Raw genomic sequence first — 20,754 nt, forward strand, 5'->3', positions numbered from 1 at the left:
GATAAAAAAAGCGAGCCGATCGGCTCGCCCGCCATTCGCGACTTAACGCCAAGGCAAGATCGGAATAGCCGTCACCGCGTTCTGCGGGCTGCCCTCGATCACGCGATCGCTGTAGACCAGGTACACCAGCGTATTGCGCTTCTTGTCGAGGAATCGCACCACTTGCATGGTCTTGAACACCAGCGAAGTGCGCTCACGGAACACCTCTTCGCCGTCCTTGAGCTCACCCTTGAAGCTGATGGGCCCGACCTGGCGGCAGGCGATGGACGCCTCGGCGCGATCCTCGGCCAGGCCCAGGCCGCCTTTCACGCCGCCAGTCTTGGCCCGCGACAGATAACAGGTCACGCCATCCACCTTGGGATCGTCGAACGCCTCGACCACGATCCGATCGTTCGGCCCGACAAACTTGAACACCGTCGACACTTGGCCAATTTCTTCAGCCGAAGCCAGCAGCGGCACCGCCAACAGCAAGCCGATCAATCCTTTTGCCAAACCCATGATTTTTCCTTAGACGAGGATCAGGTTGTCACGGTGAACCAGTTCGGGCTCCGCCATGTAACCCAACAGACCGACAATCGCATCAGACGACTGACCGATGATTTTCTGCGCTTCCAGCGCGCTGTAGTTGGCCAGGCCACGGGCGATCTCACGACCGTCCGGCGCCACGCACACCACCATTTCGCCCCGACGGAAACTGCCCTGGACCAGCTTCACACCCACTGGCAGCAGGCTTTTGTTGCCTTGGGACAGGGCCGCCACCGCGCCAGCATCCAGCACCAACGTGCCACGGGTCTGCAGATGCCCAGCCAGCCACTGCTTGCGCGCTGCCAGCATGCCGCGCTCCGGGGAGAGCAAGGTACCGATCCGCTCGCCGGCTTTCAGGCGGTCCAGCACCCGCTCCAAGCGCCCACCCACGATGATGGTATGAGCCCCGGAACGCGCCGCCAGACGCGCAGCGCGCAGTTTGGTCTGCATGCCGCCACGGCCCAGCGCACCACCCGTGCCGCCCGCCACCGCGTCCAGCGCAGGATCGTCGGCACGAGCTTCGTAAATCAGCTTGGCATCGGGATTGTTGCGCGGATCGGCATCGAACATGCCGTCGCGATCCGTGAGGATCACCAGTAGATCCGCCTCCACCAGGTTCGCCACCAGCGCCGCCAGGGTGTCGTTATCGCCGAAACGAATCTCGTCGGTGACCACCGTGTCGTTCTCGTTGATCACCGGGATGACTTTGAGCTCCACCAGCGCGCGCAAGGTACTGCGGGCATTGAGGTAGCGCTTGCGGTCGGACAGGTCGTCGTGGGTCAGCAGGATCTGCGCCGTATGGCGACCGTGCTCGGCGAAGCTTGATTCCCAAGCCTGCACCAGGCCCATCTGGCCGATGGCGGCGGCGGCCTGCAGCTCATGCATCGCGCTGGGTCGCGACGTCCAGCCCAAACGGCTCATACCGGCTGCCACGGCCCCCGAAGAGACCAATACCAGCTCGACGCCAGCCTCATGCAAGGCCACCATCTGCTCGACCCACACCGCCATTGCCTGGCGGTCCAGGCCCTTGCCATCCGCCGTCAGCAGTGCGCTGCCGATCTTCACGACCCAGCGCTGCGCACCCGTCACCTTGCTCCGCATTATCTTCAACCTTTGCCAGCGAACGACGCGACCCAGCGCCGCCCATGGGATTATTCGTATTTGCGTTTTACAGATACCAAAACGCCGCTCGAATGAGCGGCGCCTTGGAAACCGGCTGGTTGCGATGATAACACCGCACTGGACCAGTTAAACCTGCCCCATGCCAGCCACCCGAGAATCCCTGTGGGGGCGAGCTTGTGGGAGCAAAGCTTGCTCGCGATGACATCGTCACATCCAACACCTTTGCTGGCTGTAAAATCGCTATCGCGAGCAAGCTTTGCTCCCACAGATTCGCTCACATAGGCCTTAGCTTCAACTGAGCGGCATCAGCACAAGATCAGTCGCGAACGTAGATGATTTCCGGACCGTCCTCGTCATCCACATCTTCTTCGTCCCAATCGTCGTCACCAATGTCATGGACCGACTTGACGCCACTGCGACGCAGGGCACGCTGGTCGTCCAGCGCCTGCAACTGGGCACGGGCCTCGTCTTCGATGCGCTGATCGAGCTCGGCCAGCTCTTCCTTGTAGGCCGGATCGTTGGCCAGGCGGTCGGCGCGATCTTCCAGGTAACGCATGATGTCGTGACACAGGCGCTCGGTGCCTTCTTTGGCGATGGCCGAGATCACGTAGACCGGACCTTCCCACTCCAGGCGATCGACAATTTCCTTGACCCGCTCCTCATGCTCTTCTTCAAGGATCTGGTCGCACTTGTTCAGCACCAGCCAACGGTCGCGCTCGGCCAGGGCCGGGCTGAACTTGGTCAGTTCGTTGACGATGACTTCGGCGGCATCGGCGGCACTGGTTTCATCCAGCGGCGCCATGTCCACGAGGTGCAGCAACAGACGGGTACGGGACAAGTGCTTGAGGAAACGAATCCCCAGGCCTGCACCCTCGGAAGCCCCTTCGATCAAGCCTGGAATGTCGGCGATTACGAAACTCTTCCAGCGGTCGACGCTGACCACGCCCAGGTTCGGTACCAGGGTGGTGAACGGGTAATCGGCCACTTTCGGCTTGGCCGCCGACACCGAGCGAATAAAGGTACTTTTACCGGCGTTCGGCAAGCCCAGCAGGCCCACGTCGGCCAACACTTTCATTTCCAGCTTCAGGTCACGCTGCTCGCCTGGCTTGCCTGGCGTGGTCTGGCGTGGCGCACGGTTGGTACTGGACTTGAAACGGGTGTTGCCCAGGCCGTGCCAGCCGCCATGGGCGACCAGCAGACGCTGGCCAGCCTTGGTCAGGTCGCCAATCACTTCCTGGGTGGCCGAATCGATCACCGTGGTACCGACCGGCACACGCAGGATCAGGTCTTCGCCCTTCTTGCCGGTGCAGTCGGTGCTGCCGCCGTTGGAGCCACGCTCGGCATCGAAGTGCCGGGTGTAACGGTAGTCCACCAGGGTGTTGAGGTTTTCGTCGGCGAGCATGTAGATCGAGCCGCCGTCGCCCCCGTCACCGCCGTTCGGGCCACCGTTTTCAATGAACTTTTCCCGACGGAAACTCATGCAACCATTGCCGCCGTCGCCGGCCTTTACTCGAATCGATACTTCATCAACAAACTTCATGACACACGCCTCTCGCCATACGGACGAGCCAAAAAAACAAGACATAAGACTCTTGCAAAAATGAGCGCAGCGACCTGATGACACGCCCCAACCGCAGCGCCGACAGCCCATACAAACAGTTTTGCAAGAGACTCACCCCACAAACGAAAAAGCCCCGTCGCAAGACAGGGCTTTTCCAGCGGTCTCGCAATTAAGCTGCGATAACGCTTACGTAACGACGACCGAAGGCGCCTTTTACTTCGAACTTGATCACGCCTTCGACTTTAGCGAAGAGGGTGTGATCTTTACCCATGCCCACGCCGTAGCCAGCGTGGAATTGGGTGCCGCGCTGACGCACGATGATGTTGCCTGCTTTGATAGCCTGGCCGCCATACATCTTCACGCCAAGGCGTTTGGCTTCTGAGTCGCGACCGTTACGGGTACTACCACCAGCTTTTTTGTGTGCCATGAGTTCAATTCTCCTAGTGAGGAATTAGGCTGAAATTAAGCCTGAATACCGGTGATTTTGATCTCGGTGTACCACTGGCGGTGGCCCATACGCTTCATGTGGTGCTTACGGCGACGGAACTTGATGATGCGGACTTTATCGTGACGACCTTGGGAGATCACTTCAGCCACAACGGTAGCGCCAGCAACGACTGGAGCGCCGATATTCACGTCATCGCCATTGGCGACCAACAGAACGCGATCAAAAGTCACGGATTCGCCGGTAGCGATTTCCAGTTTTTCGATCTTCAGGTATTCACCTGGGGCGACCTTGTATTGCTTGCCACCAGTAACAATTACTGCGTACGACATGGTATTTCTCCGATAATCCTGCTCACCCAGCGCTTTATAAGAAGAGGTATTGGCTGGCATGGCTGCATGGGCTGGAAGGCCCTAATGCAATTGCGTAAGGCAGGTGCTGCCCAGGAAGTTCAGGGTGCGCGATTGTACGCAAGCCAAGAGAGCCTTGCAAGTAGCCGTCCATCGCGCCTTGACAGGCCTGGGTGGGGGTCCTAGCATGCCGCGCAACCCTTCTGGAGCACCTGTCGCTGATGCAACCCCAAGCTTTCTACCGCGCGGTGGCGGACGATTTTAGCGCCGTCGACGGCATCATCAAGAAGCAGCTGACTTCCCGAGTGCCGCTGGTATCGAAAATCGGCGACTACATCACATCGGCCGGCGGTAAACGCCTGCGTCCTTTATTGGTGCTGTTGTGCGGCAAGGCCCTGGGTCGCGAAGGCGACGACATGCGCCTGCTGGCCGCCACCATCGAATTCCTGCACACCGCGACCCTGCTGCACGACGACGTGGTCGACATGTCCGGCATGCGGCGTGGCCGTTCGACCGCCAACGCCATGTGGGGCAATGCCCCGAGCGTGCTGGTGGGCGACTTCCTGTATTCGCGTTCGTTCGAAATGATGGTCGAGCTGGGCTCGATGCCGGTGATGAAAATCCTGTCCCAGGCCACGCGCATCATCGCCGAAGGCGAAGTACTGCAGTTGTCCAAGGTACGCGATGCCAGCACCACCGAAGAAACCTACATGGAAGTCATCCGCGGCAAGACCGCGATGCTCTTCGAAGCCTCGACCCACAGCGCCGCCGCCCTGGCCGGTGCCAGCGCCGAACAGAGCGAAGCGCTGCGCACCTTCGGCGACCACCTGGGCGTGGCTTTCCAGCTGGTGGACGACCTGCTGGACTACAAGGGCGACGCCGAGACCCTGGGCAAGAACGTCGGTGACGACCTGGCCGAAGGCAAGCCGACCCTGCCGCTGATCTACACCATGCGCGAGGGCACGCCTGAACAGGCAGCACTGGTTCGCCAGGCGATCCAGAAAGGCGGGATCGAAGACCTGGAAAGCATCCGTGTCGCGGTCGAAGCGTCCGGCTCGCTGGACTACACCGCGAACCTGGCCCGTGACTACGTCGCCCGCGCGATCAAATGCCTCGACGCCCTGCCGGCCAGCGAATACCGCGATGCGCTGGTGGAACTGAGCGAGTTTGCGGTGGCTCGCACGCACTGACACACAGGGCTTTTGTGGGAGCAAGGCTTGCCCGCGATACCGGCGACTCGGTTTCTGAAGGATCGCATAGTCGCCATCGCGGGCAAGCCTTGCTCCCACAAATCCTCTCGCCACAGGATATCCAAACGCAGCACCGTCCCTCTTTCGCAACAAAACCCTATATAATGTGCGCCCTTTTGTCCTCCTGATACCCAAGGAACCTTAGTGAGCACGTTGCCTCCCTGCCCGAAATGCAATTCCGAATACACCTACGAAGACGGTACTCAACTGGTCTGCCCGGAGTGTGCCCACGAATGGTCCGCCAGCGGCGAAGCTGAAACAGTGTCCGACGATACCGTGAAGAAAGATTCGGTCGGCAACGTCCTGCAGGACGGCGACACCATCACCGTGATCAAGGACCTCAAGGTCAAGGGCACGTCGCTGGTGGTCAAGGTCGGCACCAAGGTCAAGAACATCCGTCTGTGCGATGGCGACCACGACATCGATTGCAAGATCGACGGCATCGGCCCGATGAAACTCAAATCCGAGTTCGTCAGAAAAGTCTGATCCTGCTGTATTCCATTCCACACCCCGCGTGTGGGATGGAGCTTCGCCCTCTGCGCTTCAGCCCCATTTCTCGGACGTTAGCCAAGTGCCAGCCGTCCTGAGCGGCCATAACCCATCGTCAGAAAAACAATCGCAACGCCAATAGAGCCTTGCTATTTAGCGAATAAGAATTATTCTCATCGAACCCCATCAAGGAGATGAGAACCATGACTTATTTGATCGATGCCTGGCTGGACCGCCCACATCCCTACCTCAGGATCCTGCATCGGGAAACCGGGGAAGTCTGTGCGGTGCTTGAAGAAGAAGCCTTGAACGAGCTGCAGGACCAAGGGGATCTGGACCTCAACAGCCTCAACTCCAGTGAACCGTTGGTGCTCAAGGAACTGGTGCGCAATCTGTTCCTGTTCTGCTACGCCCGGGCATTGCGCCCGACGGGTGATTTCAGCGGCAGGTTCCACGGATGAAGCACCTGACCCTGTGGGAGCGAGCTTGCTCGCGAAGCGGTGTGTCATTCAACATCGATATCGATTGACTGACCGCCATCGCGAGCAAGCTCGCTCCCACAGTTTTTTGTCCGGCAGTAAAACCGGGCAGGGTCTTACAGTACGTCCAACAGCTCGACGTCAAACACCAGCACGCTGTGCGGTGGAATGCTGCCAACGCCTTGAGCGCCGTAAGCCAGTTCGCTCGGCACGTACAGACGCCATTTGCTGCCGGCGTTCATCAGTTGCAGGGCTTCGGTCCAGCCTGGGATCACGCCGCCTACCGGGAATTCGGCTGGCTGGCCACGATCGTAGGAGCTGTCGAACACAGTGCCGTCGATCAGGGTGCCGTGGTAATGGGTACGCACCTGGTCTTCACGGGTCGGCTTGGCGCCTTCACCCTGGGTCAGCACTTCGAATTGCAGGCCGGAAGCCAGGGTGGTGATGCCTTCACGCTTGGCGTTTTCGGCCAGGAACGCACGGCCTTCGCCAGCGGCGGCTTCAGCCTTGGCAGCGGCTTCGGCTTGCATGATTTCACGGATGACCTTGAAGCTGGCGGACATCTCGTCCTGGCCCACGCGGCTTGGCTTGCCGGCGAACGCGTCGGTCAGGCCGGCCAGGATCGCATCCAGGCTCACACCCGGTGGCGGGTTGTCGCGCAGTTGGTCGCCCAACTGACGGCCAATGCCGTAGCTGACGCGGGTTTCGTCGGTGGACAGGTTAACTTCGGACATGATGCTGCTCCGCTGTGCGGACGGCTCGAGAGTTGCCGTGCGTGACACAGCGCCTCCCGGAGCGCCCGGAACCAAAAGGGCGAGCAGACTAGCACAGATGCCACCGCGGGTGACGAGCCCCCTGCGTCAAAGCAGGCCGCCAGAAACGACAACGCCCGCCTGCAATTCTACAGGCGGGCGTTGCGCCAGCGCGGTGAGCGGACCTCAGTGCTTGGTCAGTTTGTCCAGGTAGCCCATGGCAAATGCCGAGACCACGAAAGTCATGTGGATGATCACGTACCACATCAGGTGCTCGGGATCGACGTTCTTGGCGTCCATGAAAATGCGCAGCAGGTGGATGGAGGAAATGGCCACGATCGAGGCGGCGACTTTCATCTTCAGCGACGAAGAGTCCATGGTGCCCAGCCAGTTGAGCTTTTCCTTGTCGTCGCCGATATCCAGTTGCGAGACGAAGTTCTCGTAGCCGGAAATCATCACCATCACCAGCAGGCCGCCCACCAGCGCCATGTCGATCAACGACAGCAGCACCAGGATCAGGTCGGACTCGGCCATGGAAAACACGTTGGGAATGACGTGAAAGACTTCCTGGAAGAACTTCAGCGCCAAGGCCAACAGGCCCAGGGACAACCCGAAGTAGATCGGCGCCAGCAGCCAACGGGAGGCGTACATTGCGTTTTCGATAAAGCGTTCCATTGAATCTCACACCAGGGCTGAAAAAATCGCGGCGAGTATATCAGCCACGACCGGCCCCACAAATGCCGGGCCCCTCCCTGGTCCCTGCTCTTGTGTCAAAATTTTACTGCCGGTGCCCGTGCGGTGATGGCCTTCAATGCAGCGGACGAAACTCGAAGCCGCCGACATTGCGACAACGGCCTCCATTGATTTCACGCAGTTGAGCTTGCATGTGCAGGGACCAGATCTGCGGGTCGTCGGCCAGCTCATAGCCGTGCAGTGTCAGGCTTTGCACAATGGTATCGAGGATGGATTCGGCGGCAGTCGGGCCGGGGAATGGCCCTTGGGCCTTGATGGCAGAAGGTTGTTCACCGGCCATTCCGGCGGCGAAGAGCAAGGTCCACATACCGGTATCTCCCGCCAGGGGGCGGATGGCGCATTCGATACGGGTGACAAGGCCCAGGCATTGACGAGTGAGGCAAAGGTTGCGCGACATGGCGGCGCCCCTCGGTAGATCCGGTATTCAGCCCCGGGAGGAGGCTGTTTCGATCCGATGATGACTCTCGTTATCCTTGAGCTGAGGATAGAAGAAAAGTTCCGGTCGCAAGGACTTTCGAGACCAGAATACGCCGAGCGGTCACAGTGTGAATATTGACGCCAAAGTGGTGGCACTTTTTAGCAATAATCCCCAAAACATTGATGGTGACAGCAAGCCTGTGGGAGCAAAGCTTGCTCGCGATGAGATTGTCGCATGCAACATTTCTGTTGACTGGACAAACGCTATCGCGAGCAAGCTTTGCTCCCACAGGCTGTTCTCCCACAAGCTAGCTCCCACAGGGGGGGCTAGCTGCGGTCAGGAAAACATCAAGCCGGCTTGGCCTCCGCCAATGCCTGCTGCGCCAGTTCCTTTTCCGCTTCCTTGATATCGTCTTCGCTGATCATCTCCGCAATCACCCGCAGCCGTTCCACCACGCGGGCGTTGACGCTGCCCTCCGGGAACTCGCCGTTTTCATCCGGCTCGCCAGCAGGCTCGCCCACCAACAGGCTCAGGGCTTCGTCGGCCTGGCGCACCGCGTAGACGTGGAACTGCCCGGCGCGCACGGCGGCCAGCACTTTCTCGTCGAGCATCAGGGTCGCGACGTTGGCCTGGGGAATGATCGCCCCTTGCTCACCGGTCAGCCCGCGGGCTTCGCAGAGGCGGAAGAAGCCTTCGATCTTCTCGTTGACCCCGCCCACCGCCTGCACTTCGCCGAACTGGTTGATCGAGCCGGTGATGGCGAAGCACTGCTTGAGCGGCGTCTTCGACAGGGCCGAGATCAGCGTACACGCCTCGCCCAGGGACGCGCTGTCGCCGTCCACGTAACCGTAGGACTGCTCCAGGGCGATGCTGGCCGAGATCGCCAGCGGGAATTCCTGGGCATAACGACTGCCCAGGTAACCGGTGAGGATCATCACGCCCTTGGAGTGGATTGGCTGGCCGAGGTTGACCTCCCGCTCGATGTCGACGATACCGCTGCCGCCCGGGTACACCGTGGCAGAAATCCGCGCTGGCACACCAAACGCAGAGTCGCCGACCTCGAGTACCGTCAGCCCGTTGCATTTGCCCACGGCCGCGCCAGCAGTGTCGATCAGGATGATCCCCGCCAGCATGTCGTCGAGGATTCGCGCCGAGACACGCCCGGTGCGGGTGGCCTTGGCCTTGAGGGCGCGTTCGATATGACCGGCGTCGGTCATCTCGTCACCGGCCAGTTGGCGAATGAAATCCGCCTCGCTGACCAGTTGGAACAGATCACCGATACGCGCCGACAAGCGCCCCTGGTGTTCGGCCAGACGCGCACTGTAGGTCGCCAGGCGCGCCACCGCGTCGGCGGTCAGCGGCGCCATGCCCTCTTCCGAAGTACGGGTCTTGAGCAACTGGGCGAACTGCTCCAGGCTTTCGTCGCCCATCGGGATGTCTTCGTCGAAATCCACCAGCACGCGAAACATTTCCTGGAAGTCCGGATCCAGGTCCTGCAAGGCGTAGTAAAGCTGGCGGGCGCCGATGATCACGACCTTGACCTGCAGCGGAATGTGCTGCGGCGTCAGGGTCACCGTGGCCAGCCGGCCCAGCTCACCCAACGGCGATTCCATTTTCAGCTTGCGCGATTGCAGGGCACGCTTGAGCGCATCCCACACGAACGGCTCACCGAGCATTTTTTCCGCTTCGAGAATCAGGAAACCGCCATTGGCCCGGTGCAAGGCACCCGGACGCAACTGCCGGTACGTGGTGTAGAGCGCGCCCTGGTCGGTGCTGTATTCGATGCGACCAAACAGGTTGTCGTAGGTCGGGTGCGGCTCGAACACCACCGGCGCGCCGCCACTGAATGGATGCCCGACCACCAGGCTCGGGGCGTACTGTTCCTCCAGCAGTTTACGGGCGATGGCGTCGGTCTTGCTGTCGTCCACCAATTGCTCGACCACGGTCTTGAGCAGATAGACCTGCATGGCCTGCAGGTAGCCGCAGACCGCAGCGTTCTCTGCGTATTTCTCCGACAGCGGTGCCAGCAATGGTTGCAGAGCCAGGGTGATGGTTTCTTCGTTGAGGTGGCGCAACTGGTTGCTGGACTCGCGCTTCCATTGCGGCAGGCTGGCGAGCTCTTCGTTCAAGCGCTCTTCCAGGCCCGAGATGTCCTCGTGGAAACGCTCGCGCTCGGCTTCCGGCAACTGGGCGAATTCCGCTTCATCCAGGGCCTTGCCTTCGCTCATCGGCGTGAAGGCAATGTTGCTGCTGTCACGGTACAGCGCGACATCCTTCTCCAGCGCCAGGCGCTCGATCACGTCCAAGGCGCGGTCATAGCGCTGGTTGAAGGCGCGGTCGATCGCGCTTTTCTTCTGCTGGTAGGACGGGTGCTCGAACACCGCCGGAAAAGTCGCCAGCAGGTTGTCGATCAGGCCGTTGATGTCGGCGATGAAAGCACCGGCCGTGCCTGACGGCAGTTCCAGGGCACGGGGTTCGCGGGGCTCATCGAAATTGTTGACATAGACCCAGTCCGCCGGGGTCTGCAGGCGCTTGCCTTCGGCCTTGAGGTAGCGTTTGACGAACGAAAACCGGCCAGTGCCGGGCTCGCCCATGACGAATACGTTGTAACCGGGGCGCGGCATGGCCACGCCGAACTGCAAGGCTTCGACCGCACGTTCCTGGCCAAGCACACCGCGGAAGGGCTCCAGATCATTGGTGGTAGAGAAGCTGAACTGTTCAGCGGAAAACGGACGGGTCAGCGCTTCGGGCGCTAGACGCAAGCTGGCAGCAACAGGATCAGGCATCGGGCTTCCTTACATCAGGCGGGGCAGATAGCGGCATTCTGGCGCTGCCTGTACCTGACTGGCAAGGAGCGCCTCAGACCAAAGCATAGTCAATGGGAAAACCCCAGGCGGGGCCCCGTAAACAGGCGATCCCCAGTAATGTTTTTGCAAAATGTCACGGAACCCTCGGATCGTGCCTAAACTCCAAATTGCGCGGCTGGAACAATAACCGGCCCACTGGCAGCTGTAGGGGCCAGACCCTGTCCATTGGTATGCACATAAAGAGAACATAGCTATGAAACGGATTCTTCTCGGTACTCTCTTCACCGCTGTATCCATCAACGCCATGGCTCAGGCGCCGGGCGGCCCGGATTGCGGCTGGGGCAACATGCTGTTCGAAGGTCAGCGTGGCACTCCGGCACACTTCCTGGCATCCACCACCAACGGCACTTCCGGTAACGCGACCTTCGGCATGACCTCCGGCACCAACGGGTGCTCGACCAATGCTGCACTGACCTACGGTGGCAAGTCCTGGCTGGCCATGAATGGCATGATGAACGAGCTGTCCGAAGACATGGCCAAGGGTCAGGGCGAAGCGCTGACCACCTATGCCGTGGTACTGGGCGTAGCGCCGGAAGACCGCGCACATTTCTCTGCCGTCACCCACGAGCACTTCCAGCAGATCTTCAGCAAGGCTGACGTAACCGCCGAAGACGTGCATACCAACACCCTGGCCGTGCTGAAAAGCGATCCTCGCCTGGCCAAGTACGCCACTCAAGCTTAAGCTCGACACCACTCGCTCCTCTCGGGGAGCGGGTTTTCTTTTTGGGGCCCCTTCGGTCTTTATTTTTCGCCTTTCCAAGTAGCCGACTATGCTCAAACGCCTTGCCTGGCTGGCGCTCTGTGTGTGCGCCCCGCTGTCCGCCGCGCCTCATGTCGACCCTCAACGTTTGCAGCAACTGGCCAATGACCGCTTCTGGATTTCCCTGGGCCACTACGAAACCGCCAAGCTCGGCGGTTGGCGCAGCTATATCAGCGACAAGAAATTCTTCCTCGCGCCCGATGGCAACGAACATCCCGAGCGTGAACTGAGCGCCACGCTAAAAGCCCTGTACGGCCCGGCCAGCGCCGGCCAGCAGCATGCCCAGTGCGTGTACCCGGCGCGCACGCGCTGGCTCAAGGCCCAGCTCAACCTGACGGATCTGCCGGCCGTCGACTGCGGCGACTTCAACCAATGGTTCAAGGACGTCTCGCCCCACAGCGCGGTGATGATCTTCCCCGCCGCGTACCTGAACAGTCCCTCCTCGATGTTCGGCCACACCCTGCTGCGCATCGACCAGGCCGATGTGCAAAGCGACAAGACCGCCCTGCTCAGCTATGCGATCAATTTCGGCGCCTACATCGAAGGCTCGGACAACAGCATCCTCTATGCCTGGAAGGGCCTGATGGGCGGTTATCCCGGCCTGTTCGCCCTGGTGCCGTACCAGGAAAAACTCTCCGAGTACCGTAGCCTGGAGAACCGCGACCTGTGGGAATATCGCCTGAACCTGAGCCAGGCGGAAACCGAGCGCATGGTCGAGCACGTCTGGGAACTCAAGCAGATTCAGTTCGACTATTTTTTCTTCGACGAAAACTGCTCCTATCGCCTGCTCGAATTGCTGCAAGTGGCTCGCCCCAGCCTGCGCCTGACCGAACAATTCCCGCTGACCGCGATTCCCACCGACACCGTCAAGGCAGTGAAAGAATCCGGCCTGGTGGAAAGCATCCAGTATCGACCGTCCCGTGAACGGGAACTGCTCAGCCGCGCCGAACCGCTCAGCGATGATGAACAGCAATGGGTACTGAAAGTCAGCGCCGACCAGCAGCAACTGCAAGCCCCCGGCTTCAAGGCGCTGCCGCGCGAACGCCAGGCGCTGATCATCGATGCGGCCTATCGCCTGGAGCGCTATCGCGCCAACGGCCAGGAGCGTGATCCGCAGCGCTCCCAGCGCAGTTTCGAACTGTTGCGGGCAATCAACCAGAACCCCGCGCCGGAACTCGATATCCCGCAACCGGGCCTGCCCGAGGACGGCCACCAATCACGCACCTGGCAGGCCGGCCTCGGCACCCGGGGCGACCGGGCGTTCGGCGAGTATGGCTTGCGCATGGCCTATCACGATCTGAACGACAACGCCGAGAGCTTCCCCTTGGGCGCACAGATCGAAATCCTGCAATTGAAACTGCGCCAGTACGAAGGCAATGACTGGCAGGTGCAACAACTGGACCTGGCGACCATTCGCTCCCTGACCCCACGCAACGAGCTGCTGCAACCGCTGTCCTGGCAGGTCACCGGCGGCCTGGAGCGGGTGCCAGGCAAACACGACGATGAAACCCTGGTCAGCCACGTCAACGGCGGCGCCGGTGGCACCTGGGCGCTGGGCGAAGAGGTGCTGGGCTTTGCCCTGGGCACGGTACGGGTCGAGCACAACAACGATTTCGCCCAATTCATCGCCCCGGCCGCCGGTTTCAACAGCGGTGTGCTGTGGAAAAACCCGCTGGGCAACCTGAGCCTGGAAGCCAAGGGTGATTATTTCGTCAACGGCGAAGTGCGCCGCAGCCTGAGCTTGAATCAACAATGGGAATTGTCCCGCAACCTCGGCCTGCGCCTGAGTGCCCAGCGGGAATTCAGCCAATTGGCCTCGCCGGAGAACGAAGTGATGCTCGAGGTGAAGTGGTACCACTACTGACCATGGCCTAGGCAACGAACGGATTAATCACCACGCTTTCACGCCTTACTGACGAATCCACTCCTAGACTTATTGTATGAGCGGGATTCGGCAGGAAAGCAGAAATGAAGCGTGCGACAGTGGTCCTGAGTGTGTTGATGTTGCTCGGTGGCTGTGAAACCACCCACGAAGACCTGATCGCCCGGGGTTATCCACCAGCGTTCGCCGACGGCTACGACGACGGTTGCAGCAGCGGCCGGCAAGCCGCCGGGGTGATCACCGGCCAATTCAGAAAAGATGTGCCGCGTTACCTCAAGGATCCGCGTTATGCCGAGGGCTGGAGCGATGGCTTCCGCCAGTGCCAGGCCATGCGCGAGAACGAAGAGCGCAATGCCTATCGCGAGCGCCATTGGGACGAACGTGAACGGGCCTGGCAGCTACAGAAAGACCAGGACGCCGCCCGGGCTTATCGCTCGCAATAAGTCGCGTACAGACATCCGTCGAAACCAAAACCCTGCAACCATGGCCCAAACTCCAATGCAGAGGAGCAAATGCCATGAGCCGCGCCTTCGTCAACGAAGATAACGCCGCTGCCCAGGCCGACCAGCCGGTCGAGCGCCAGGTCAGCGCGCAACCCAACTACGTCACGCCCACAGGACTTGCCCAGCTACAGGCCCGGGTCGCCGAGTTGCAGGCGCTACACGCCCAGCAGGCGAGCCGTGGGGAGCTGGCGGACAAGCAGCGGATCGCCGACCTTGAGCGGGATCTGCGCTATTTCACGCAGCGCCTGCAAAGCGCCCAGGTCGTTGCGCCGACTTCATCCGATCAAGTGCGGATCGGCCACTGGGTGACCTTTGTCGATGAACAGGACCACGAGCAGCGAGTGCAATTGGTCGGGGAAGACCAGGCCGATGCGGCCAGTGGGCTGATCAACTGGGGCTCGCCGCTGGGAAGGGCGTTGCTGGGGGCAAAGGTTGGCGATGAGGTGACATGGGAACGACCATTGGGGAATCTCGCTATAGAGGTCGTTGCGATCGATCTCCAGTGATACTGCCAGTCTGTTTAAACATGCCTGAAGCCTCTAACAAGACCCGAGATTACCCGGTGCTCGGGTAGCCCCATCAATTAAGCCTCCCACAATGGATTTGCATCCATAAAAAAACGGAGCCTTCGAAGGCTCCGTTTTTCATGCAACCGACCGAATCAGGCCAATTTCTTGTGCCGTACGCGATGCGGCTGGGCAGCAGCTTCGCCGAGGCGTTTCTTGCGATCGGCTTCGTACTCGGTGTAGTTGCCTTCGAAGAACACCGCTTGCGAGTCGTCTTCGTACGCCAGGATGTGGGTCGCCACGCGATCGAGGAACCACCGATCGTGGGAGATAACAATGGCGGCGCCCGGGAAGTCCAGCAAGGCTTCTTCCAGGGAACGCAGGGTTTCGACGTCGAGGTCGTTGGACGGTTCGTCGAGCAGCAGGACGTTGCCGCCCTCCTTCAAGGTCAACGCCAGGTGCAAGCGACCGCGCTCACCACCGGACAAGTCCTTGACGAACTTCTGCTGGTCGCCGCCCTTGAAGTTGAAACGGCCCACATAAGTGCGCGACGGGATTTCATAGTTGCCGATGCGGATCTGGTCGGAACCGTCGGAGATCTGCTGGAACACGGTTTTGCTGCCGTCCAGGTCTTCGCGGCTCTGGTCGACGCAGGCCAGTTGCACGGTCTCACCGATTTCGATGCTGCCTGAATCCGGCGTTTCCTTGCCCATCAGCATGCGGAACAGCGTGGATTTACCCGCGCCGTTACCGCCGATCACACCCACGATGGCACCTTTTGGCATGGAGAACGACAGGTTGTCGATCAGCACGCGGTCGCCATAACCCTTGGAGACGTTCTTGAACTCGATGACCTTGTCACCCAGGCGCTGACCGGCCGGAATGTAGATCTCGTTGGTTTCGCTGCGCTTCTGGAATTCCTGGGATTGCATTTCCTCGAAGCGTTGCAGACGTGCCTTGGATTTGGACTGACGGGCCTTGGCGCCTTTGCGCACCCACTCCAGTTCTTCCTTCATGGCTTTTTCATGAGCCGACTGCTGCTTGGATTCCTGGGCCAGACGATCGGACTTGGCCTCCAGCCAGCCCGAATAGTTGCCCTCGTACGGAATGCCTGCGCCGCGGTCGAGTTCCAGGATCCAGCCGGCGACGTTGTCCAGGAAGTAACGGTCGTGCGTGATCGCAACCACGGTGCCTGGGAAGTCGTGCAGGAAGTGTTCGAGCCAGGCGACGGAATCGGCGTCCAGGTGGTTGGTAGGTTCGTCGAGCAGCAGCATGTCCGGGGCCGACAGCAGCAGGCGGCACAGAGCCACACGGCGCTTCTCACCACCGGACAGGTGTTCGACCTTCGCGTCCCAGGCCGGCAGGCGCAACGCATCGGCGGCGACTTCCAGCTGGCGATCCAGGTTGTGGCCGTCGCTGGCCTGCAGAATCGCTTCGAGCTTGGCCTGTTCGGCGGCCAGCTTGTCGAAGTCGGCATCCGGATCGGCGTAGGCGGCATAGACCTCGTCGAGGCGCGCCTGGGCGTCCTTGATCACGCTGACCGCTTCCTCGACCACTTCACGGACGGTCTTGCTCGGGTCCAGCTGCGGTTCCTGGGGCAGGTAGCCGATGTTCAGGTCCGGCATCGGGCGGGCTTCGCCGTCGAATTCGTTATCGACGCCGGCCATGATTTTCAGCAGCGTGGACTTACCCGAACCGTTGAGACCCAGTACGCCGATCTTGGCGCCGGGGAAGAAGGACAGTGAAATATTTTTCAGGATTTCCCGCTTCGGCGGAACTACTTTGCTCAGCCGATGCATGGTGAAGACGTATTGAGCCATGGTGAACCTAGCGTCAGTGACAGGTGAAAAGAACGAGCCAGGCCATGCGCGGCACCGGCACTTGACGGTCATCAATGCCTGCGGGCGGATAGAGCCTGGGAATCTGGAGCTGGAACGCTCTTGTTTGACCGGCAAAGCTACCTCAACCGTCGGTCAAGGTCCAGCCGCCAAGGGCTGGCACTTTGCCACAAGTCAAGGCATGCTAGCCGCCCTTCGGGCGTCCGGCTTATAGTGCACGTCGCGCCAGTCCAGCAAACCGCAGGATTACAGCTTGTCCAACGTCACTCCGCCCCTGTCCCCTCGCGCACCCGCTGTCGTGCCCGGCTCGCCCCTGCGCGGGACATTGAAGGGCGGACTGGCCACGCTGGTGCTGCTGTTACTCGGCTTGCTGTTCTGGCAACTGCTCGACCAACTGCGCGAAACCCAGCAGCAACAACGCCAATACACCATCGACTACACCGCCGATCTCGCCGCGCAGGTCAGCCTGAACATGGCCCTGAACGCGCAAATCGCCCTCAACCTGCTACCGATTGTCGAACAACCCCAAACAGGCGACGAACAGCGGGCCCTGGTGCGCAAACTCCAGCAATCGCTCCCCGAATTGCGCAGCCTGGCCCTGCTGAGCCCCTCCGGCCGAGTGCTCAGTGACAGCGACGCCGACAGCCACGACGCCGATTACCTGGGTGAACTGGTGCGGCGCAGCCGGGCCCAGGCCCATTACTTCAGCAATGCCGAAGACGGCTCCGTGGTGCATCTATTGTTGCACCAGGCCAGCGGTAGCAGCCGTGGCTACTGGGCGCTGCGCCTGAACCCGAAGTTTTTCTCCACCCTGACCAAGCAGACCGATATGGGGCTGCGCCCGCTGTGGCTGGTGGAAAACCGTCTCAACCAGCAGATCATCAGCCGCGACGAAAGCCTGCCCTCGAGCAGCCCTACCCATTTGTCCCCGGATGACCTGGAGAACACCGTACTGACCGTGCCCTTGAGCAGCAGCGACTGGCAACTGCGGGGGTTGTTCGACAGGCGCCAGGTGATCGAACAACTGCTGCCGGCCTTCATCGGCAAATGCCTGCTGGGCCTGGCGTTTTCGTTGTTGCCGGTGATTGCGCTCTTGAACATACGCCGGCGTCAGCGGCAGTTGCATGAAGGTCGGCGGCGCTACCAGGATATTTTCGAAGGCACCGGCGTGGCCCTGTGCGTGCTGGATCTGTCGGGGCTCAAGGCCTTTTTTGAGCGGACCGGCCTGCACACGGGCGATCAATTGCGCGCCTGGACGAAAACTTCCCATCAACTCGAGCAATTGCGCCAGGAAGTCCACGTCACCGAAGTCAACCAGATGGCGTTGAAACTGCTCAACGTCGATTCCTGCGACCAGGCCTGGCAACTGCTGGTCGGCAAGGGTGCGCAGGACAACAACCCCGTTGGCTCGAAGCTGCTCGAAGCGCTGCTCGATCGACACAAGCAACTGGAACTGGAAATCAAACTCCAGGACGCCCATGGCCGCGACCAGCACCTGTGGCTGGTGCTGCGCCTGCCGGAAAAACAGCAAGACCATAACGCGGTCATCCTGAGCATCAGCGACATCACCAGCCGCAAGCTGATCGAGCTCTCGTTGCTCGAACGCGAGGGTTTCTGGTCCGACGTGGTGCGCACCGTGCCGGATCATCTCTATGTGCAGGACGTCATCAGCCAGCGGATGATCTTCAGCAACCACCACCTGGGCCAGACCCTGGGCTACGACCGCACCGAGCTGCACCAGATGGGCGAGTACTTCTGGGAAATCCTGCTGCACAGCGACGATGCCGATCACTACCACGGCCTGCGCCAGGCACAACGGCGGGGCGGGTACACGCAATTGTTGCAATGCCAACTGCGCTTTCGCCATCGCAATGGCAAATGGCGCTGCTTCGACATCCGCGAGCAGGCACTGGCCCGGGACCGGGACAATCAGGTGACACGAATCATCGGTGTGGCCAAGGACGTCACCGAGCAGATCGAGGCCAGCGAATCGCTGCGTGACAGCGAGCAACGCTACCGGATGCTCGCCGAAAGCATCAGCGACGTGATTTTCTCCACCGACAACAAGCTTTCGCTCAACTACGTCAGCCCGTCGGTGCAGGCGGTGCTGGGCTACACCGCCGACTGGATCTTCCAGAACGGCTGGCAATCGATCATCGCCAATCCGCAACAGCTGACCGGCATCTACAGCCTGATGGACCGGGTCAGCAAGGCCCTCGACAAGCCCGAACAACTGGCCGAGCTGCGCAACCAGATGCAGACCCAGTTGTTCCTGTTCGACTGCCTGCGTGCCGACGGGCGCAAGATTCCCATCGAGCTGCGGCTGGTACTGGTGTGGGATGAACACGGCGCGTTCGAAGGCGTGCTCGGCGTTGGTCGCGACATCAGCCAGCAGCGTCGCGCTGAAAAAGACCTGCGCATGGCCGCCACGGTCTTCGAGCACTCGACCTCGGCGATCCTGATCACCGACCCGGCCGGCTACATTGTCCAGGCCAACGAAGCCTTCAGTCGCGTCAGCGGTTATGCCGTGTCGCAAGTGCTGGACCAGTTGCCCAACATGCTGACCGTGGACGAACAGCAGGAAGCCCACTTGCGCTACGTGCTCAAGCAGTTGCAACAGCACAGCACCTGGGAAGGCGAAGTCTGGCTCAAGCGCCGCAATGGCGAACATTACCCGGCTTGGGTCGGCATCACGGCCGTGCTGGATGACGAGGGCGACCTGGCCAGCTATGTATGCTTCTTCAGCGACATCAGCGAGCGCAAGGCCAGCGAGCAGCGCATTCATCGCCTGGCCTATTACGACGCCCTGACTCACCTGCCCAACCGCACGCTGTTCCAGGATCGCCTGCACACCGCGCTGCAATCGGCCGACCGGCAGAAGACCTGGGTCGTGCTGATGTTCCTCGACCTGGACCGCTTCAAGCCGATAAACGACTCCCTGGGGCATGCCGCCGGCGACCGGATGCTCAAGGAAATGGCCACGCGCCTGCTCGGCTGCGTCGCCGACGACGACACCGTGGCGCGCATGGGCGGCGATGAATTCACCCTGCTGCTGCAACCGCGCGCCAGCCGCGAAATGGCGCTGAACCGGGCCATCAACGTAGCCGAGCAGATCCTCGCCAGCCTGGTCCGGCCATTCGTGCTCGAAGGCCGGGAGTTCTTCGTCACCGCCAGTATCGGTATCGCCCTGAGCCCCCAGGACGGCAACGAACTGAGCCAATTGATGAAGAACGCCGACACGGCCATGTATCACGCCAAGGAGCGTGGCAAGAACAACTTCCAGTTCTATCAGGCCGACATGAACGCCAGCGCCCTGGAGCGCCTGGAGCTGGAAAGCGACCTGCGCCACGCCCTGGAACAGAACGAGTTCGTGCTGTATTACCAGCCGCAGTTCAGCGGCGATGGCAAACGTTTGACTGGCGCCGAAGCACTGCTGCGCTGGCGCCATCCGCGACGCGGGTTGGTGCCGCCGGGGGACTTCATCCCGGTACTCGAAGAGCTCGGCTTGGTGGTGGACGTCGGCGACTGGGTCATCGCCGAAGCCTGTCGGCAGCTCAGGACGTGGCACCAGGCCAAGGTCCGGGTGCCGAAGGTCTCGGTCAACATTTCCGCCCGGCAGTTCTCCGACGGCCAGTTGGGCACGCGCATCGCCAATATCCTGCGCAGCACCGGCCTGCCGCCGGCCTGCTTGGAGCTGGAACTGACGGAAAGTATCCTGATGCGCGAAGTCAGCGAGGCGATGCAGATCCTGGCCGGGCTGAAAAACCTGGGCCTGAGCATCGCCGTCGATGACTTCGGCACCGGTTATTCGTCGCTCAACTACCTCAAGCAATTCCCCATCGATGTGCTGAAGATCGACCGCACCTTCGTCGACGGCCTGCCGTCCGGCGAGCAGGATGCGCAGATCGCCCGGGCGATCATCGCCATGGCCCACAGCCTCAACCTGGCGGTGATCGCCGAGGGCGTCGAGACCCACGAGCAACTGGACTTCTTGCGCGAGCACGGCTGCGACGAAGTCCAGGGCTACCTGTTCGGCCGGCCGATGCCAGCCACCCGGTTTGAAGCGCAGTTCAGCAATGATGCGTTGTTCATGCTCGACTGAGGCCTTGTACTATCTGGGCCGGCCTCTCGCGGGCAAGCCTTGCTCCCACAGGGGAACGAGGGCTTCTGTGGGAGCAAGGCTTGCCCGCGATGAGCCAGTACAGGCAACACCCCTCTTGCGTGAAACCCATTCGTCCGCGACATGACGCCCTT

18 protein-coding genes are annotated in these 20,754 nt (G+C 61.0%); 8 read left to right on the forward strand and 10 right to left on the reverse strand.

From position 1 onward, the window contains the following. Positions 1-42: 42 nt before the first annotated feature. The 5 genes from F7R20_RS29245 to rplU all read right to left on the reverse strand — a co-directional run bounded on the left by F7R20_RS29245 (position 43) and on the right by rplU (position 3,985). Positions 43-498: a CreA family protein gene (locus F7R20_RS29245; protein WP_003205733.1), complete on the reverse strand. Its 456-nt coding sequence runs from the start codon at positions 496-498 to the stop codon at positions 43-45. 9 nt (positions 499-507) lie between these two features. Further along, entirely contained in the window at positions 508-1,626 is a 1,119-nt protein-coding gene (gene proB / locus F7R20_RS29250) for a glutamate 5-kinase (protein ID WP_003205734.1), read from the reverse strand. A gap of 337 nt (positions 1,627-1,963) precedes the next feature. Beyond that, positions 1,964-3,187: an Obg family GTPase CgtA gene (cgtA, locus tag F7R20_RS29255; RefSeq protein WP_003205736.1), complete on the reverse strand. Its 1,224-nt coding sequence runs from the start codon at positions 3,185-3,187 to the stop codon at positions 1,964-1,966. Between the two features lie 190 nt (positions 3,188-3,377). Continuing rightward, a complete protein-coding gene (gene rpmA / locus F7R20_RS29260) occupies positions 3,378-3,635 on the reverse strand; it encodes a 50S ribosomal protein L27 (protein WP_003205738.1) in 258 nt (85 codons plus the stop codon). 35 nt (positions 3,636-3,670) lie between these two features. Further along, positions 3,671-3,985 (reverse strand): 50S ribosomal protein L21, encoded by a 315-nt coding sequence (gene rplU, locus F7R20_RS29265; RefSeq protein ID WP_003176051.1) that lies wholly within the window; start codon positions 3,983-3,985, stop codon positions 3,671-3,673. Between the two features lie 239 nt (positions 3,986-4,224). Between rplU and F7R20_RS29270 the strand changes: the two genes are divergently transcribed. From F7R20_RS29270 to F7R20_RS29280, 3 genes are all read left to right on the forward strand, one after another. Continuing rightward, entirely contained in the window at positions 4,225-5,193 is a 969-nt protein-coding gene (locus F7R20_RS29270) for a polyprenyl synthetase family protein (protein WP_003205740.1), read from the forward strand. A gap of 204 nt (positions 5,194-5,397) precedes the next feature. Continuing rightward, complete coding sequence (locus F7R20_RS29275; RefSeq protein WP_003205741.1) at positions 5,398-5,739, forward strand: zinc ribbon domain-containing protein YjdM; 342 nt, start codon at positions 5,398-5,400, stop codon at positions 5,737-5,739. 206 nt (positions 5,740-5,945) lie between these two features. Beyond that, on the forward strand, positions 5,946-6,203 hold the full coding sequence (locus F7R20_RS29280) for a PA4570 family protein (RefSeq protein ID WP_003205743.1): 258 nt from the start codon (positions 5,946-5,948) through the stop codon (positions 6,201-6,203). Between the two features lie 134 nt (positions 6,204-6,337). On the opposite strand, the gene F7R20_RS29285 is transcribed toward F7R20_RS29280, so the two are convergent. The 4 genes from F7R20_RS29285 to F7R20_RS29305 form a co-directional block, all read right to left on the reverse strand. Beyond that, positions 6,338-6,955: an FKBP-type peptidyl-prolyl cis-trans isomerase gene (locus F7R20_RS29285; protein ID WP_003205746.1), complete on the reverse strand. Its 618-nt coding sequence runs from the start codon at positions 6,953-6,955 to the stop codon at positions 6,338-6,340. A gap of 204 nt (positions 6,956-7,159) precedes the next feature. Beyond that, complete coding sequence (locus tag F7R20_RS29290) at positions 7,160-7,648, reverse strand: TIGR00645 family protein (protein WP_003205748.1); 489 nt, start codon at positions 7,646-7,648, stop codon at positions 7,160-7,162. A 133-nt stretch (positions 7,649-7,781) separates the two neighbouring features. After that, positions 7,782-8,123: a PA4575 family protein gene (locus F7R20_RS29295; RefSeq protein ID WP_013694243.1), complete on the reverse strand. Its 342-nt coding sequence runs from the start codon at positions 8,121-8,123 to the stop codon at positions 7,782-7,784. A gap of 368 nt (positions 8,124-8,491) precedes the next feature. Next, positions 8,492-10,930: a Lon protease family protein gene (locus F7R20_RS29305; protein ID WP_003205753.1), complete on the reverse strand. Its 2,439-nt coding sequence runs from the start codon at positions 10,928-10,930 to the stop codon at positions 8,492-8,494. 274 nt (positions 10,931-11,204) lie between these two features. Between F7R20_RS29305 and F7R20_RS29310 the strand changes: the two genes are divergently transcribed. The 4 genes from F7R20_RS29310 to F7R20_RS29325 all read left to right on the forward strand — a co-directional run bounded on the left by F7R20_RS29310 (position 11,205) and on the right by F7R20_RS29325 (position 14,662). Beyond that, on the forward strand, positions 11,205-11,693 hold the full coding sequence (locus F7R20_RS29310) for a DUF3015 domain-containing protein (protein WP_003185616.1): 489 nt from the start codon (positions 11,205-11,207) through the stop codon (positions 11,691-11,693). An 88-nt stretch (positions 11,694-11,781) separates the two neighbouring features. Further along, positions 11,782-13,635: an Lnb N-terminal periplasmic domain-containing protein gene (locus F7R20_RS29315; RefSeq protein ID WP_003205755.1), complete on the forward strand. Its 1,854-nt coding sequence runs from the start codon at positions 11,782-11,784 to the stop codon at positions 13,633-13,635. A 104-nt stretch (positions 13,636-13,739) separates the two neighbouring features. Then, positions 13,740-14,096 carry a hypothetical protein gene (locus F7R20_RS29320; protein WP_003205756.1) on the forward strand — a complete coding sequence of 119 codons (357 nt, stop codon included), beginning with the start codon at positions 13,740-13,742 and terminating at the stop codon, positions 14,094-14,096. Positions 14,097-14,170: 74 nt separating this feature from the next. Next, positions 14,171-14,662 (forward strand): GreA/GreB family elongation factor, encoded by a 492-nt coding sequence (locus F7R20_RS29325; protein ID WP_003205758.1) that lies wholly within the window; start codon positions 14,171-14,173, stop codon positions 14,660-14,662. Between the two features lie 155 nt (positions 14,663-14,817). Here the strand turns inward: F7R20_RS29325 and ettA are convergent, their stop codons facing one another. After that, positions 14,818-16,482 carry an energy-dependent translational throttle protein EttA gene (gene ettA, locus F7R20_RS29330; RefSeq protein WP_003205759.1) on the reverse strand — a complete coding sequence of 555 codons (1,665 nt, stop codon included), beginning with the start codon at positions 16,480-16,482 and terminating at the stop codon, positions 14,818-14,820. 271 nt (positions 16,483-16,753) lie between these two features. On the opposite strand from ettA, the gene F7R20_RS29335 reads away from it, so the two are divergent. Next, positions 16,754-20,602 carry a sensor domain-containing protein gene (locus tag F7R20_RS29335; RefSeq protein WP_003205761.1) on the forward strand — a complete coding sequence of 1,283 codons (3,849 nt, stop codon included), beginning with the start codon at positions 16,754-16,756 and terminating at the stop codon, positions 20,600-20,602. Positions 20,603-20,754 lie beyond the last annotated feature (152 nt).

It is taken from the genome of Pseudomonas brassicacearum subsp. brassicacearum (assembly GCF_008801605.1).
Taxonomy (GTDB): domain Bacteria; phylum Pseudomonadota; class Gammaproteobacteria; order Pseudomonadales; family Pseudomonadaceae; genus Aquipseudomonas; species Aquipseudomonas brassicacearum.

What these genes read in the sequence shown, in the direction of transcription:
- F7R20_RS29245 (WP_003205733.1), bottom strand. Translation starts at nt 498, where the DNA reads ATGGGTTTGGCAAAAGGATTGATCGGCTTGCTGTTGGCGGTGCCGCTG.
- proB (WP_003205734.1), bottom strand. Translation starts at nt 1,626, where the DNA reads ATGCGGAGCAAGGTGACGGGTGCGCAGCGCTGGGTCGTGAAGATCGGC.
- cgtA (WP_003205736.1), bottom strand. Translation starts at nt 3,187, where the DNA reads ATGAAGTTTGTTGATGAAGTATCGATTCGAGTAAAGGCCGGCGACGGC.
- rpmA (WP_003205738.1), bottom strand. Translation starts at nt 3,635, where the DNA reads ATGGCACACAAAAAAGCTGGTGGTAGTACCCGTAACGGTCGCGACTCA.
- rplU (WP_003176051.1), bottom strand. Translation starts at nt 3,985, where the DNA reads ATGTCGTACGCAGTAATTGTTACTGGTGGCAAGCAATACAAGGTCGCC.
- F7R20_RS29270 (WP_003205740.1), top strand. Translation starts at nt 4,225, where the DNA reads ATGCAACCCCAAGCTTTCTACCGCGCGGTGGCGGACGATTTTAGCGCC.
- F7R20_RS29280 (WP_003205743.1), top strand. Translation starts at nt 5,946, where the DNA reads ATGACTTATTTGATCGATGCCTGGCTGGACCGCCCACATCCCTACCTC.
- F7R20_RS29285 (WP_003205746.1), bottom strand. Translation starts at nt 6,955, where the DNA reads ATGTCCGAAGTTAACCTGTCCACCGACGAAACCCGCGTCAGCTACGGC.
- F7R20_RS29290 (WP_003205748.1), bottom strand. Translation starts at nt 7,648, where the DNA reads ATGGAACGCTTTATCGAAAACGCAATGTACGCCTCCCGTTGGCTGCTG.
- F7R20_RS29295 (WP_013694243.1), bottom strand. Translation starts at nt 8,123, where the DNA reads ATGTCGCGCAACCTTTGCCTCACTCGTCAATGCCTGGGCCTTGTCACC.
- F7R20_RS29305 (WP_003205753.1), bottom strand. Translation starts at nt 10,930, where the DNA reads ATGCCTGATCCTGTTGCTGCCAGCTTGCGTCTAGCGCCCGAAGCGCTG.
- F7R20_RS29310 (WP_003185616.1), top strand. Translation starts at nt 11,205, where the DNA reads ATGAAACGGATTCTTCTCGGTACTCTCTTCACCGCTGTATCCATCAAC.
- F7R20_RS29315 (WP_003205755.1), top strand. Translation starts at nt 11,782, where the DNA reads ATGCTCAAACGCCTTGCCTGGCTGGCGCTCTGTGTGTGCGCCCCGCTG.
- F7R20_RS29320 (WP_003205756.1), top strand. Translation starts at nt 13,740, where the DNA reads ATGAAGCGTGCGACAGTGGTCCTGAGTGTGTTGATGTTGCTCGGTGGC.
- F7R20_RS29325 (WP_003205758.1), top strand. Translation starts at nt 14,171, where the DNA reads ATGAGCCGCGCCTTCGTCAACGAAGATAACGCCGCTGCCCAGGCCGAC.
- ettA (WP_003205759.1), bottom strand. Translation starts at nt 16,482, where the DNA reads ATGGCTCAATACGTCTTCACCATGCATCGGCTGAGCAAAGTAGTTCCG.